The organism is Protofrankia sp. Cj3 (genome assembly GCF_917627355.1).
Classification (GTDB): domain Bacteria; phylum Actinomycetota; class Actinomycetes; order Frankiales; family Frankiaceae; genus Protofrankia.
Genome location: NZ_CAKJTR010000006.1, coordinates 12,276 through 25,968, shown reverse-complemented (window position 1 = coordinate 25,968; position 13,693 = coordinate 12,276). Strand labels below are relative to the sequence as shown.

14 protein-coding genes and 1 pseudogene are annotated in these 13,693 nt (G+C 68.0%); all 15 read right to left on the bottom strand.

Going from position 1 to position 13,693, the window contains the following annotated elements; translation table 11 throughout:
• A pseudogene (locus MJ783_RS01620) lies at nt 1-211 on the bottom strand (ThiF family adenylyltransferase); the annotation flags it as partial.
• Between the two features lie 25 nt (nt 212-236).
• Complete coding sequence (locus MJ783_RS01615) at nt 237-833, bottom strand: iron-sulfur cluster assembly accessory protein (protein ID WP_239308106.1); 597 nt, start codon at nt 831-833, stop codon at nt 237-239.
• Nucleotides 834-863: 30 nt separating this feature from the next.
• A complete protein-coding gene (locus tag MJ783_RS01610; protein ID WP_239308105.1) occupies nt 864-1,451 on the bottom strand; it encodes an iron-sulfur cluster assembly accessory protein in 588 nt (195 codons plus the stop codon).
• 2 nt (nt 1,452-1,453) lie between these two features.
• Nucleotides 1,454-3,037: a nitrogenase cofactor biosynthesis protein NifB gene (gene nifB, locus MJ783_RS01605; protein ID WP_239308104.1), complete on the bottom strand. Its 1,584-nt coding sequence runs from the start codon at nt 3,035-3,037 to the stop codon at nt 1,454-1,456.
• A complete protein-coding gene (locus MJ783_RS01600) occupies nt 3,034-3,312 on the bottom strand; it encodes a nitrogen fixation protein NifZ (RefSeq protein ID WP_239308103.1) in 279 nt (92 codons plus the stop codon). The genes nifB and MJ783_RS01600 overlap by 4 nt, the downstream gene beginning before the upstream one ends.
• Nucleotides 3,309-3,641: a nitrogenase-stabilizing/protective protein NifW gene (locus MJ783_RS01595; protein WP_239308102.1), complete on the bottom strand. Its 333-nt coding sequence runs from the start codon at nt 3,639-3,641 to the stop codon at nt 3,309-3,311. Before MJ783_RS01595 ends, MJ783_RS01600 begins: the two co-directional genes overlap by 4 nt.
• The gene (locus MJ783_RS01590; protein ID WP_239308101.1) at nt 3,638-3,847 is read right to left on the bottom strand and encodes a CCE_0567 family metalloprotein; all 210 of its coding nucleotides are present in this window, start codon (nt 3,845-3,847) and stop codon (nt 3,638-3,640) included. Before MJ783_RS01590 ends, MJ783_RS01595 begins: the two co-directional genes overlap by 4 nt.
• On the bottom strand, nt 3,834-4,313 hold the full coding sequence (locus tag MJ783_RS01585; protein WP_239308100.1) for a NifX-associated nitrogen fixation protein: 480 nt from the start codon (nt 4,311-4,313) through the stop codon (nt 3,834-3,836). Before MJ783_RS01585 ends, MJ783_RS01590 begins: the two co-directional genes overlap by 14 nt.
• The gene (gene nifX / locus MJ783_RS01580; protein ID WP_239308099.1) at nt 4,310-4,708 is read right to left on the bottom strand and encodes a nitrogen fixation protein NifX; all 399 of its coding nucleotides are present in this window, start codon (nt 4,706-4,708) and stop codon (nt 4,310-4,312) included. Before nifX ends, MJ783_RS01585 begins: the two co-directional genes overlap by 4 nt.
• Nucleotides 4,702-6,084, bottom strand: a complete 1,383-nt coding sequence (gene nifN, locus MJ783_RS01575) for a nitrogenase iron-molybdenum cofactor biosynthesis protein NifN (RefSeq protein ID WP_239308098.1) — start codon at nt 6,082-6,084, stop codon at nt 4,702-4,704. Before nifN ends, nifX begins: the two co-directional genes overlap by 7 nt.
• Entirely contained in the window at nt 6,084-7,490 is a 1,407-nt protein-coding gene (gene nifE, locus MJ783_RS01570; protein ID WP_239308097.1) for a nitrogenase iron-molybdenum cofactor biosynthesis protein NifE, read from the bottom strand. Before nifE ends, nifN begins: the two co-directional genes overlap by 1 nt.
• 7 nt (nt 7,491-7,497) lie before the next feature.
• Nucleotides 7,498-9,027 (bottom strand): nitrogenase molybdenum-iron protein subunit beta, encoded by a 1,530-nt coding sequence (gene nifK, locus MJ783_RS01565; protein WP_239308096.1) that lies wholly within the window; start codon nt 9,025-9,027, stop codon nt 7,498-7,500.
• A 485-nt stretch (nt 9,028-9,512) separates the two neighbouring features.
• Nucleotides 9,513-10,922 carry a nitrogenase molybdenum-iron protein alpha chain gene (gene nifD / locus MJ783_RS01560; RefSeq protein ID WP_308128295.1) on the bottom strand — a complete coding sequence of 470 codons (1,410 nt, stop codon included), beginning with the start codon at nt 10,920-10,922 and terminating at the stop codon, nt 9,513-9,515.
• An 82-nt stretch (nt 10,923-11,004) separates the two neighbouring features.
• On the bottom strand, nt 11,005-11,871 hold the full coding sequence (gene nifH, locus MJ783_RS01555) for a nitrogenase iron protein (protein ID WP_239308094.1): 867 nt from the start codon (nt 11,869-11,871) through the stop codon (nt 11,005-11,007).
• A 60-nt stretch (nt 11,872-11,931) separates the two neighbouring features.
• Nucleotides 11,932-13,104, bottom strand: a complete 1,173-nt coding sequence (nifV, locus tag MJ783_RS01550) for a homocitrate synthase (protein WP_239308093.1) — start codon at nt 13,102-13,104, stop codon at nt 11,932-11,934.
• Nucleotides 13,105-13,693 lie beyond the last annotated feature (589 nt).

The window sequence follows — 13,693 nt, the reverse complement described above, 5'->3', positions numbered from 1 at the left end:
CTGTCGGTTGAGGTCTGGTATCTCGAGGGCGCCGGGATGCACGAGGACCAGCCGCCCGACGCCAGCCGCGGCGAGGTAGGTAGCGACGGCGCCGCCCACCCCCACCCACCCCCGCCACAAGCACCGTCGCCTCGCACAGCCGCTCCTGTCCTGATCCGCCGAAGCCATCCAGTGTCAACTGGCGCGCAAAGCGCTGCATGTCCCCGCCCATCTCCCCGCCCATGTCGCTGCCTCCGCTACCGGCCCACGGCGGCGGGCACGACTCTCCTGATATCCGGGACGGCCGCCCTGAGCTGTTGCTCGACCGTCCGCACCAACGCGGTCACCTCGGCCTCGCGCTCCAGACCGGCACCGGTCAGCCGTACCGAGACCACACCGTCGGCGACTCCGACGACAGCCGCGTCACGGCCGGCGAGCTGCAGGTGCGGCCGGATGTACTGGATCGCCACGTTCGCCTTCTGCAGCAGGGAGGTCTCCACCCCGTCGGGCTGGACGGGGGGCACGAACGAGGGCCCGCACAGGCAGCCGCCGCGCGCGTTCGGGTTGTAGAAGGTGAAGCCGGACGACATCAGCGACTCGCTGTAGTCGACACGCATGCCGTCGAACTGCTCGGCCGCATCCGCGGGGACGAACACCTCGAAATCCCCGACCCGGGTGACGACATCACCGTCGGCCGGCACAGGCACGACCGCAAGCCGGTAGCGGTGGCCCGCACAGTTACCGGACGTGTCGACACCGATCCGCAGGCCCGACGCGGGCGCTGTCGGCGCCCGGTCGAGCAGTACGCGGACCTGGCCCGCGGCCCGCTCGGTGAAGCTGATCGCGATACTCACTGGTCCATCTCCCGATACACCCAGGCGCGGTCAGGAAGCGAGGACGACTCGCTCAACCGCGGGCACCGATTCCTTCAGTTGACGCTCGATGACGCCGGCCAGCGTGTCCAGCGCGGAGGAGCACCCCCCGCAGGCGCCGGTCAGCCGCACCGACACGACACCGCCGGTGACGTCGACCACCGACGCGTCTCCACCGTCACGCTGCAGGAACGGCCGGATCAGCGCCATCGCGTCCTCCACCTGCCGCCACACCTCGGCCTCGTTCCCGTCCGGCCGCGGCGCCGAGAACGACGATCCGCACGAGCACGGGTCTGAGTTGTCGGGATTGGCGAAGACGAAACCGGACGAGGTCAGCGACTCGACATAGTCGATGCGGACCCCGTCGACCATCGACGCCGACGCCGTGTCGACGAGCACGTCGAACCCGTCCTGGCGGACGATGACATCTCCCTTTGCGGCGGCGGGCGCGAGTGCCAGGCTGTACCGGTAACCCGAGCAGCCACCGGGCTCAGCGCCGACCCGCAGGCCGTAGCCGGCGGTCGCCTCGTCCCTGGTGAGCAGGGCACGCACCTGCTCACTCGCACGCTCGGTGAGAGTGACTCGAAGCTTACTAATCATGATCATGCCTTCGCTACGAGGTGGCCCGCCAACGGCGCCCGCCCGGCCCGCGGCTCGTCGGCCGGCTCGGCCGGCTCGACCGGCAGCCGGGCCGCCAGGCGCGCACCCTCGGCCGCGACCGCGGACTCGATGAGGTCGTACCGCTCCACGGCTTCGATCCCAGCCGCGCCCAGTGCCTCCCGCGGCCCATTGCCGATCTTGCTGCACAGCACGGCCGCGCAGTCCGACAGCAGCCGGACGGTCTTGTCGAGAACCGGCTCGTCCTCGTCGCATGCGGACGGGCCCTCGCAGTAGCGCTCGACGCTGCGGGTCCCGACCAGGCGCGCCCAGTTCTCGCCCGCCTCGTAGACCCAGAACTCCTCGGCATGGCCGAAGTGCTGGTTGACCACGCCGCCGCCCTTGGTGGCGACCGCGACCAGGACGGTCCGGTCCGGCCGGGTGATCCCGTCCGCGGAGAGCCGCAGCTCCTCGCGGGTGGCCCGCACATCGGCGCGCCAGCGTTCGATCGCGGCCTGGGCCGCCTGCCGACCGGCCAGGTCATAGGTGACCTCGCCGGCATAGGTCTCCGGGCCGAACTCCTCGCTGCGGTCCTCCCCCAGCAGCCCGACCGCGTCGGCCCGGCACTGGCGACAGTGGCGCATCATGGTCATCTGGGCACCGTCGTCGCCCGCGCAGCGATCCTGCAACGCCTTGAGCTCCTGCGGCGTCGGCCCGCGCTGCCCGGTCAGGCCGTAGTGGGTGCCGTGCTCGGGCGCGGACACCAGCGGCATCACGTTGTGCAGGAACGCGCCCATGCCCCTGACCGTCCGGGAGACCTCGACCAGGTGCTCGTCGTTGACCCCGGGGATCATCACCGAGTTGACCTTACAGAGGATCTTGCGCTCGGTCAGCGCGGCCAGCCCTTCCAGCTGCCGCTCGGACAGGATCTTCGACGCCTCCGTACCGGTGTAGCGCTTGCCGCGGAAGGTGATCCACGGGTAGATCCGCGCTCCGACCTCGGGGTCGGTCATGTTGATGGTGATCGTGACGTGGTCGATGCCGAGCTGTTCGATGCGATCGACGTGGTCGACGAGGGTGAGGCCGTTGGTGGACACGCACAGTTTGATGTCCGGGCAGTCGCGGGCCACCAGCTCCATCGTGGCGAAGGTGCGGCGCGCGTTCGCCAGCGGCTCGCCCGGCCCGGCGACGCCGAGCACGCTCATCTGCTTGATTTCGCTGGCGACCCGTTTGACCTTGGCGAGCGCCTCCTGCGGGGACAGCAGCCGGCTGGTGACGCCGGGCCGGCTCTCGTTCGCGCAGTCGAACTTGCGGTTGCAGTAGTTGCACTGGATGTTGCAGCCGGGCGCGACCGGCACGTGCATCCGGGCGTAGTACTGGTGGGCTTCCTGGCTGTAACAGGGATGGTTCGCGATCTTGTCGGCGATCTCCGGGTCAAGGCCGGTAGCGCCGCTGCCGCAGCCCCTGGTCGACGCGCACCCGCCGCCGGGTGGCGCCTGCTGGCCAGCCGCCTCCTTCCGCGCGGGCACCGGCCGCTCGCCGGCCCGCGGGGAGGGCAGCACCGTGAGCGGGATGGACCCCTCGGTCATGCCGGCTCACCTCCTTCGTGACGGGCCTCGTGGCTTGCCACGACGACGGCCGGTTGCAGTTCCTTCTCCAGGCATCCGACGACTCGGCCGTTGGTGAACGCGACCGCGTAGACGATGTGCTCCTGCAGGTAGAGCCCGACACCGCGGACATGTCCCACAGACCCTGCGTCCACCAGGACGTCACCGACAGCAATGCCGGGCTCCGGGTAGGTCCCGTCGTTACGCAGTACCTTGACGGTCACGACCTCGTCGCCGACATCGAACGCAGCCCTCATCGCGCACTCTCCTGTGATTCGACGGTGACGGCGTCCAGCGCGACGAACGCCCGCGGGGCACGGTCGGCCAGGACCTTGAACAGGCGGTGGTCCAGTGCGGTGCCGGTGGTGAACGCCTCATGGGCGTCGGCGAGCGCCGCCCGATATGCCGCCATGCGGGCATCCGGCGCTGCCACCGCGGCGTCGATCCGGGCAACCGCGGCGGAGAAGTGCCGAAGGATGTGCAGCCGGTTGACGGCGACCACCCGCGGATCGTAGGGGACATCGAGGACCTCGAAATACTCCTCGGCGGTCCCGGCACGGCCGAAGGCCGCCAGCAGGCCGCTCATCGAGCGTCCACCTTTGCCAGTTCTCGTTCCAACCGGTGGATCTCGACGTAGGCGTTGTAGGTCGCGGTGGCCGTCTCAATGATCTGCTCCCAGCCGACCGGCAGGTCCTCGGCCAGGTCATGCAGGTCGAGCTTCAACCTGGTAGCGAGGCTGTTGAGCTTCTTCAGCTTCGTCTGCAGCTGGGGGATCTCGTCAGAAGTCGTCACGAGCCACCTCCGGGTAGGTGCCGACGAGTGCGGCGGCGGCGTTTACCAGTGCCGCACCACGCTCGGCGAGATGATCGATGGAGTCGAAGCCGAACCGGTGGGCGTCGCGCAGCACGTCGCAGATGACCACAAGCCGGCCGACGAACACCACGACTCGGCCGAACCCCTCCTGGCTGAGGTCCAGCACATAGCTGGTGACCTGGCCGGTGGCCTTCTCGATGCCGGCGGCGACCGCCTGGTAATAGGTGCGCAGCCGGCCCTCGGTCGCCGGATCGACGTCACAGGTGATTCCGAGCTCGCGGCGGCGTGCCGCGGTGAGCACGAACGGACCGAGCAGCTTCTCGGCGCCGAGCCGGTCGAACTGCCCGTAGGTGTCGCCAGCCCGCAGCTGGTCGACCAGGTCACGCACGAAGCCGTTGCCGATGGCTGCGCTTACGTCATGCCCGGGGCCGGCCATGCCGCTCATCGGGGGTTCCAGGTGGGCGCAAGATCCGGCGAGTGCTGGCGCAGGACCTTGCGCAACCACGGCGGCGGGTTACCAGCGAGCACGCCTTGCAGCCGCTCGATCAGATCGGTCACCCGGGTGTCCTCAGCCGTCTTCACCGGATGGACCTTGGCCTTCACCACCCGGGCCGCGGCGGACCCGCCGATCGCGCAGACATGGAGGATCGAGCAGTCGGCCACCGCCGCCAGCCTGCTTTCAATCTTGTTGTCCTCGTCATCGCCGGCTGGAGCGAGCGTGCGCGTCTCCATCAGCTCGGCCGTGGTCGCCGAGACCTCGTACACGTCGAACCGGCAACACAGCCCAAAATGCTGGTCGACGGCGCTGCCGTCACTCGTGGCAAATGCGACTTTCAGCACGTCAACTCCTCATAACGCTTGTTCGACCGGGTCGGGGAATGCTCACGTCCCGATCCGGCACACCGGCCGGAGCGATAATCAAGAAGGCAGTTGGCCGCGTCGACAAGCAGGTGGAGGCTGCCGCGGTAACCCGCGGTGGCCCGCAGCTGCGCGCCGAGACGGTCATAAACCGGGAAGCCCACGGCCAGGTGGGCCGCGCCGATCCGGTTGGCCACCTCACGACCACGGCTGGACGCGACGACGAGCTCGGCCCCGGCGGCGGCGGCCCGTTCAGCGAGATCGACGAAGTCACCGACGACCACCTCGTCCCAGGGCGCCCGCTCCAGAACCGCGGCCTCGGTCGGAGACACCGCCGCGACGATCTCCGCGCCCGCGTCGTAGAGGAGCGAACCCACCGCGACGAGCTGTTCCGGCTCACCCGCCAGCGCGACCCGCGCGCCACCGAGGACGAAGTGGCTGTCCATCAGGCCGTCCGCGAGGCGACGCCGCCACCGGCGGACCTCCTCGGGTGCGGGCACACCGCTGAAATCCATCAACGCGTGCACCAGCCGGTCGACCGCCGCCAACCCACTCAAATGATCATGAGCCGTGAGAGGTGCGGCCGCGCGGGCGGCCAACACCGCTCCCGCGCCAGCGGCAGTCGCGCCGATCGCCGCCACCGCGCCCGAAGCTCCGAGACCGAGCAGGTCCGCCACGCTCGTGCCACCGGTGGTCAGCGGCGACCAGGCTTCGTCGAGATGACCGTCGAGTGATCCGGACAGGTCCGGGACGAGTACCGGGGCAAGCCCGAACGCCCGCACCAGCCCGGCCACCTCGTCGAGGTCGACAGCGGACAGCGACGGGCCTACCAGCACCGCCAGCTGCTCCGCACGTGTCGTACCGGCAGCTGGGACCGCTCCGACCAGGGCCTCCAACGCGGCCGCCCAGCCGTCCGACAAACCACCGCGGAAGTCCGGTGTGGACACCGGGACAACCAGCGGGTGCCCCTGCGCCGGAAAACAGGAGGTCCGCGGCGCGTATCGGGACGTCCGCAGGACACCGAGCAGGTCCTCACCGTTGACCTCCGTCATGCCGGTGGTGAGTACCCCGATCACATCCGGATTATTACGCTCAGTAATAGTATCCAGCGCGGCAATAACCGAATCGGAGGCGCCGAGTACCGCTGTGACCTCGGTGACCGCGGTGGTCTGCAAAGGAATCGGTTCGCGGAAGTGACGTGTCAGCAGGGCCTTGGCAAACGCCGTGCAGCCCTGAGCACCGTGCAGCAGCGGGATCGAGCGCGCCAGCCCCAAGAAGACCAGAGCACCGCCGAGAGGTTGGCTGTGCTTGAGCGGATCGAACGCCGCGCCGGTCGCGCCGGGCACCACACGCGCCATCAGCTCGCCCCGTCCGTTCCCGCGGCGGCGGGCCGCTCCCACGGGGCTGGCGCGCGGACCTGCTCCCAGACCGGGCTGGACAGCGCCAGGTCAAGACGGCGGGCGAACTCCACCATCCCGGCGTAGCCAGCGAAAGCGTGCTGCCGTTCCTGGTTGACGTCCAGGAACGGCAGCCTGCCCTTGAGCGCGGTGTACTGGTTACGCCCACCGGCGATGAGTATGTCGGCCTGGGTCTCGCGGACGAGCCGCAGCAGCTCCGCCGGATTCCCGTCCCTGATCACCCGGCCATCCGGGCCGAGCAACGAAACAATCTTGTCGACGTCATCGTCGGTGCTCTTCGTCGCTCCGGAGGCAACGACCTCCACCCCGAGGTCCTGCAGTGCCGAGACCAACGACCAGCTCTTGACGCCGCCGGTGTAGAGCACGGCACGGGCCCCGGCGAGCCGTTCCCGGTACGGGGCGAGCGCCGCCGCGACGTCGGCCTCCTCGGCGGTAATGAGCTCGTTCGCGCGCCAGGCGAGCTCGTCACCGCCGAGAAGACCCGCAAATCCACGCAGCGTCGCGGCCATCGCCCGCAGGCCGTAGAAGCTGCCCTCGAACCACGGGATGCCGTAGCGATCCTCCAGCCCGCGGGCGAGCGAGAGCAGCGCCCGCGAGCAGACGACCATCGTCGCCCGGGCGCGGTGGGCGGCGGCGACGTCGGCGTACCTGGCGTCGCCGCTGATGCTCGCCAGCACTCGGATGCCGAGCTTGGCAAGCACCGGGGCGACGTCCCACAACTCGCCGGCGATGTTGTACTCGCCGACCAGATTCACGTCATACGGGGTGCTGAACGCCGGCTCGACCGTACCGATCACATGTTCCAGCAACGCCTGACCGGCGAGACGGTTGCCGAAGTTCTTACTGCCGGCGAAGCCCGGCGCGTGCACCGGGACGACCGGTATCCCGGTCACGGTCGCCGCAGCCGCGCACACCGCGTCGATATCGTCGCCGATCATCGCGGTGACGCAGGTGGAATAGACAAAGACGGCGGGTGGATGGTGGCGCCGGGCGGCCTCGACGATGGTGTCGTAGAGACGCTGCTCACCGCCGAAGACCACCTCCTGCTCGCCGATGTCGGTGGCGAATCCGCGCCGGTAGAGCGTCGGACCGGAGGAGAGGCTGCCCCGACCGTCCCACGAGTTGCCGGCACAGGCGATCGGGCCGTGCACCACATGGGCGACGTCGGTGATGGGCACCAACGTGATCATCGAACCGTCGAACGCGCAGCCACCGGCAGTGCCGCCCGGCTTGGGTTTCGGGCATCCCGCCTTCCGCGCCGCGGGCTCCTTGGTACGGTTGTGATCGCATGCCGGCTCGTCGAACAACTTGCCTGGTTCGACCGTGCCGCGGGTCAGGGCAGCCATGTTCACCTCAGCGAATGACGTCGAAGCTGTGGTCCGGGGCGTTGCGGTCGAGCTCGTCGAGCACGGTGTTCACGAACTGGGCGAGCAGGTTGATCCCGCCCTCGTAGCCGACGATGGGGAACCGGTGCAGATGGTGCCGGTCCGGGATGGGGAAGCCGACCCGGATCAGCGGCAGGTTCGCCTCCCGCGACAGGAACTTCAGGTACGAGTTCCCGACCAGCAGATCGACCGGCTCGGTGAACAGCAGTGACCGCAGGTGCCACTGGTCCTTGCCCGTCCAGACCGTGGCGTGGCCGCCGTAGGGGCTCGCGGCGAGGACGGCTTCGGCGCGCTGCTTGAATTCCTCGTCACCGTTGGTGGACACCACGTGTACCGGCACGATACCGAGCTCCAGCAGGAAGCCGAGCAGCGCCACGACGAGGTCGGGGTCACCCATGACCGCCGCGCGCTTACCGTGCAGGTAGGCGTGTGAGTCGGTCATCGCGTCGACCAGCCGGCCGCGCTCGGCGGTGACGGCGGCGGGGACCTTGACCCCGGTGAGGGCCGCCACCTCGGTGACGAACCGGTCGGTGTTGCCCACGCCGATCGGCAGCGGCACCGTGGCGGTCTGCTGCCCCCACTCGGTGCGCACCAGCTCAGCGGTCTTACGCGTGGCGCTCTCCTGCAGGAACAGGGTCGCCTTGGCGTTGATCGCATCGGCGGCCACCGGCAACGGCGTGCCGCCCGGGTACAGTTCGTAGTCTCCGGTGGCCGGCGAGTCCAGAGCGTCGGTGTGGTCGCCGAGCAGGACGTGCTTGACGCCCAGCAGGGTGAGCAGCCGCTTGATCTCGCGCAGGTTGCCGGTGTAGGTCTCGAAGCCCGGCACCACGTTCAGCGTGCCGTTGGACTTCTTCGCTTTCTTTCCCGCGTTCAGGTAGGAAAGAATACCCTTCATCATGTTGTCGTAGCCCGTGAGGTGCGAGCCGACAAAACTCGGGGTGTGCGCGTAGGGTACCGGGTAGTCCGCGGAGATGGCACCCTTCTCCCGGGCTATACCGATAAAGTTCTGCAGGTCGTCACCGATGACCTCGGCCATGCAGGTGGTGGAGACCGCGACCATGTCCGGCTTGTAGAGCGCGGTGGCGTTCTCCAGCGCCTCGATGAGGTTGTTGAGGCCACCGAAGACGGCGGCGTCCTCGGTCATCGACGACGACGCCGCCGGGAACGGCTCCTTGAAATGCCGGGCGAAGTAGCTGCGGAAGTACGCTACGCAGCCCTGGGAACCGTGAACGAGCGGGAGCGTGCCGGCGAACCCAATAGCCGCGAGCAGCGCGCCGAGTGGCTGGCAGGCCTTGCCCGGGTCGATGGTGAGCGCCTCCCGGGCGAAGTTCTTCTCCCGGTACTCCCAGGAACGGGTCCAGTCCGCGACCCGAGCGATCTCGGCGGGGTCGGCGGGGTCCTCGAACTCACGCTTGCGGTCGAACTGCTCCTGGAAGTGCGGAGCCTTGAACAGCTCGTTGTGGTCGAGCACGCGAAGAGGTACGGGATTGTCTGTCATGCGAACGCCCTCTTATGTAATCGATGGGGAGGAAGGAGCGGCTTCCCCCGGACAGCTGCTTGCGCCGCGATCCGGGAGAGACCGATTCGCTACGGCGGACTGGCGTACGGGGCCGCCCGGCCTGCTTCCGGCGATCGCGCTTCCAACGGAACGCGACCAGCCCTCGGCCGGCGCCTTTCACAACCTGGCGGGGCCACTCCCCCGGCGGCTCGGGAGCCGATCAGAAAACGGTTCCCGAGCCGCCGGATCACCAGGTCGGTCACCCCGGCCCGCCGTCGGCGCGCTCACTGCCGCGCTCGCGCCGACGGCTAGGGCGTGTTTCGAAAGCCAGCTGTCCGGCTCGCCACGCCCAGGCGGCCCCTGGCCGCGTTCTCGGCCACACCGATACCACTCATCCGGTATCGGTGTGGCCCGCGGCCTTGCCAGGAACCGCCTGAACGCGGCTCCCTGATCGAACGACAACTTTCGAAACACACCGTAGGGGCCTACGCGGCGGCCGTGGACCAGGGCGCCTGGAACAGGTTCCAGGTCGGGCTGTTGATCGCGATGTCCATGTCGCGGGCGAACACGGCGAAGCCGTCGACACCGTGGTATGGGCCGGAGTAATCCCAGGAGTGCATCTGGCGGAAGGGAAGCCCCATCTTGTGGAAGACGTACTTCTCCTTCACGCCGGCACCCATCAGGTCGGGCCGCAGCCGGCGGGCGAACTCCTCCAGCTCGTAGGCGCTCGGGTCGTCGTAGATCACGACGCCCTCGCCGAGCTCGGGGTTGGTGCGGCTGTAGTCATCCTTGTGGGCGAACTCGTAGCCGGTACCGATGATCTCCATGCCGAGATCCTCGTAGGCGCCGATGGTGTGCCGCGGGCGCAGGCCACCGACGAGCAGCATCACCCGCTTGCCCTCCAGCCGCGGCCGGTACTCGTTGCGCACCAGGTCGAACAGGGGCTGGTAGCTGGCGATCGCGGCCTCGGTCTTCTCCTTGATCGTGTCATCGAAGAACGACGCGATCTTCCGCATCGACTCAACAATCTTGGTCGGGCCGAAGAAGTTGAACTCGGTCCACGGGGTGCCGAAACGCTCCTCCATCGTGGTGCAGATGTAGTTCATGGAGCGGTAGCAGTGAATCAGGTTCAGCTTGGTCATGTGGCTGGTGGACAGCTCGTTGAGCGTGCCGTCGCCGGACCACTGGGCCACCACCCGCAGGCCCATGTCCTCCAGAATGCGCCGGGATGCCCACGCGTCGCCGCCGATGTTGTAGTCACCGATCAGGGCGACGTCATATGCGGTCTGCTTGGTGGTGTCCCGGGTGCCGAGCACGATGTCCCGGATGGCGTCGTTGGCGATGTGGTGGCCCAGCGACTGGCTGACGCCGCGGAAACCCTCGCACTTCACCGGGACGACCGGCATGTCCAGTTCCTTCGACGCCTCGCGGGCGACCGCGTCGATGTCGTCACCGATCAGGCCGATCGGGCACTCGGACTGGATGGAGATACCTTTGGCCAGCGGGAACAGCTCGGAGATCTCCTTGCAGATCGCGGCGAGCTTCTTGTCACCACCGAACACGATGTCGCGTTCCTGGAAGTCGCTGGTGAACTGGAACGTGACGAAGTTGTCGACGCCGCGGGTACCGTGCGAGTAGTTGCGCCGGGAGGCCCAGGAGTACTGGCCGCAGCCCACCGGGCCATGGCTGATATGGACCATGTCCTTGATCGGGCCCCACACCACGCCCTTGGAACCGGCGTAGGCGCAGCCGCGGATCGTCATCACACCAGGACGCGACTTGATGTTGGACTTGACCTCGCACTCCTTCGACCCGTCAGGGTCGTTGGGCTTGATGTGCTTGGCCCGGAACTTCGCGGCCTTGGCCGGATACCCGGCGAGAACATCGTCGATCATTGCCTGGGTGCCGGCGACCGGCGTCCCGGGGGGAGTCACAGGAGGAGTCACGACAGACCTTTCTGATGAGAAGTTCGCCTGGTCACGCGACCGCGGTGGCCTTCTGGCCGACGATTGACTCGTCCTCCTGCTCCATGATCCCGAAGTCGATCAGGAGCTCCTCGAGCTCGTCCATGGTGATCGGCGTGGGGATGGTCTTCATGTCGTTCTCTTCGATCTTGCGTGCCAGTTCCTTGTACTCATTCGCCTGGTTGGACTCGGGCGCGTACTCCAGAACCGTCATCCGGCGCAGCTCGGCGTGCTGAACGATGTTGTCGCGGGGCACGAAGTGGATCATCTGGGTGTTCAGCCGCCGCGCGAGCTCGGTGATGAGCTCGTCCTCACGGTCGGTCTTGCGGCTGTTGCAGATAAGCCCACCGAGGCGGACACCACCGGAATGCGCGTACTTCAGGATGCCTCGGGCGATGTTGTTCGCCGCGTACATGGCCATCATCTCACCGGAGGTGACGATGTAGATCTCCTGGGCCTTGCCCTGGCGGATCGGCATGGCGAAGCCGCCACACACGACGTCACCGAGGACGTCGTAGCAGACGAAGTCGAGGTCCTCGTAGGCGCCGTTCTCCTCGAGGAAGGTGATCGCGGTGATCACACCACGGCCCGCGCAGCCCACGCCCGGCTCGGGACCACCGGACTCGACGCAACGGATGTCGAACTCACCGGACAGCAGCACCTCCTCCAGCTCGAGATCCTCGACCGAGCCCTTCTCCGCGGCCAGGGCCAGAACCGAGGTCTGCGCCTTCGAGTGCAGGATCAGACGGGTCGAGTCCGCCTTCGGGTCGCAGCCAACGATCATGATACGGTTGCCGCGAGTAGCAAGCGCCGCCATCGTGTTCTGCTGAGTGGTGGACTTACCGATACCACCCTTGCCGTAAAAGGCGATCTGCCTCATCGCTGTGTGCTCCTCACCGCACGCCCGAGCGTGCGTCCATGTCGGAAAACCAGAGTTCGTTCAGGTAGCCGTGCTGGTACAGACAGCCGTGCTGGTACAGGTGACGGAAACCTGGAACCGCTCGTAGAGATCGCGGATCTCGTCCGAGCGCAACGGGCGCTTGAGCATGCAGACCTGCGAGCGCAGACCCTCCAGGACCGGTCCGAGAACGCGCTCGTCCGCATCGATCCCGTGCTTGCGCAGGGCGTGGCGCACCGACGCCCGCCCCGCGTGCTTGCCCACGACCAGGCGGCGCCGGGCGCCGACCTCAGCGGGGTCGAAGGGCTCGTAGAGGCTGGGCGCCTTGAGCACCCCGTCCACGTGGATACCGGACTCGTGCATGAACGCCGCCCCACCGACGATGGCCTTCCCGCACGGCATCGGACGGCGTGCCGCGCGCGAGACCAGGGCCGCGAGCGCCCGGAAGGACGTGGTGTCCAGGCTGGCCCTGAGGCCGAACAGGTGGCGCAGTGCCATCGCCACCTCCTCCATGGGCGCGTTGCCGGCCCGTTCACCCAGCCCCGCGACCGTGGTGCTGACGAACCCGAAGCCCGCCCGGACCGCCGCGAGCGTGTTGGCGGTGGCGAGACCGAAGTCGTCATGGGCGTGGATCTCCCAGTTGGCGGGCACCGCGCCCACCAGCTGGGACGCGCGGGCCCAGGCGCCGAAAGGCTCGAGGACCCCGACGGTGTCGGCCCAGCGCAGGCGGTCGACACCATCGCGGGACAGTTCGCCCGCGAGCTCGATGACGAAGCCGTCGTCCGCCCGCGAAGCATCCTCAAACCCGACCCCGACCAGCAGGCCCAGGTCGAGGGCGGCGGCGGCGCACTCGCGGATCCGGGTACGCGCCCACGCCCGGTCACGACCGAACTTGTGCGCAAGGTGCAGGTCGGAGACGGGGATACTGATGTGAACGCGACGGACGCCAGCGGTGACCGCCGCGTCGATGTCGGACCGCATCGCCCGGCACCAAGCGACGATCTCCGCCCGCAGCCCGGCGGACGCGATACGACGCAGTACTTCGCGCTCGGCCGAGCCCATGGCCGGCACGCCCGCCTCGATCTGCTGTACTCCCGCCTGGTCGAGCGCGACGGCGATGGCGAGCTTCTCCTCGGCCGTGAAGGCAACTCCCGGGGCCTGCTCACCATCACGCAGGGTGGTGTCACAGAACCCGATCACGCTGTCGTGCCTCACAGTTGCCCTCCGTCAGTCGAAAAGGAAGGTGGCGAGATGCGCGGGCCCGCGGTCAGCTGTCCGCGACCGGTGGCGACCTCCGCGGGCCTCGCCGTTGAAGCGCCGCGATTAGGAATGTCGTCCACCGTTGTTTCACGCTCTTTAAGCGCCGTATCTTCGCAGTAACGTTTCGGCCGCATCCGCGATTCTGGGACGAATAGCTGAGGAGCCCCGGGCCGGGTGTCGAAAAGCCCTGGGACCAACGGTGCGAGCGCCTGGCGCCACATGGTTCACCGCCGGTCGTCACCGGACCCGCCGGCACAATACGACAGCTTGTCTTCGCACTATTGTTTTACGCTCGGAAGCCGTGACCAAATATCGTGGACAGCCAACTTGGGACGAATGAACCAGCACCCGCGGGCCAATGACCCGAACAGTTTTTCAAACGCCCCGGAGAAGTCTGCCCCGGGACCCGGGCATGACAAACAGTGGCGAGCACAACAAAGGCGTTCCCCGGTCGCGGGCGTTGTGACGACGCCGACGACCGGGGAACGCCAGGGATCAGTGCACCACGGGTCTGGGAAAGCGAAGAATCACGTCATACCGATGA

Coding starts and splice junctions, on each gene's coding strand:
- MJ783_RS01610 (WP_239308105.1), bottom strand. CDS start 1,451: ATGATTAGTAAGCTTCGAGTCACTCTCACCGAGCGTGCGAGTGAGCAG.
- nifB (WP_239308104.1), bottom strand. CDS start 3,037: ATGACCGAGGGGTCCATCCCGCTCACGGTGCTGCCCTCCCCGCGGGCC.
- MJ783_RS01600 (WP_239308103.1), bottom strand. CDS start 3,312: ATGAGGGCTGCGTTCGATGTCGGCGACGAGGTCGTGACCGTCAAGGTA.
- MJ783_RS01595 (WP_239308102.1), bottom strand. CDS start 3,641: ATGAGCGGCCTGCTGGCGGCCTTCGGCCGTGCCGGGACCGCCGAGGAG.
- MJ783_RS01585 (WP_239308100.1), bottom strand. CDS start 4,313: ATGAGCGGCATGGCCGGCCCCGGGCATGACGTAAGCGCAGCCATCGGC.
- nifN (WP_239308098.1), bottom strand. CDS start 6,084: ATGGCGCGTGTGGTGCCCGGCGCGACCGGCGCGGCGTTCGATCCGCTC.
- nifE (WP_239308097.1), bottom strand. CDS start 7,490: ATGGCTGCCCTGACCCGCGGCACGGTCGAACCAGGCAAGTTGTTCGAC.
- nifK (WP_239308096.1), bottom strand. CDS start 9,027: ATGACAGACAATCCCGTACCTCTTCGCGTGCTCGACCACAACGAGCTG.
- nifD (WP_308128295.1), bottom strand. CDS start 10,922: ATGATCGACGATGTTCTCGCCGGGTATCCGGCCAAGGCCGCGAAGTTC.
- nifH (WP_239308094.1), bottom strand. CDS start 11,871: ATGAGGCAGATCGCCTTTTACGGCAAGGGTGGTATCGGTAAGTCCACC.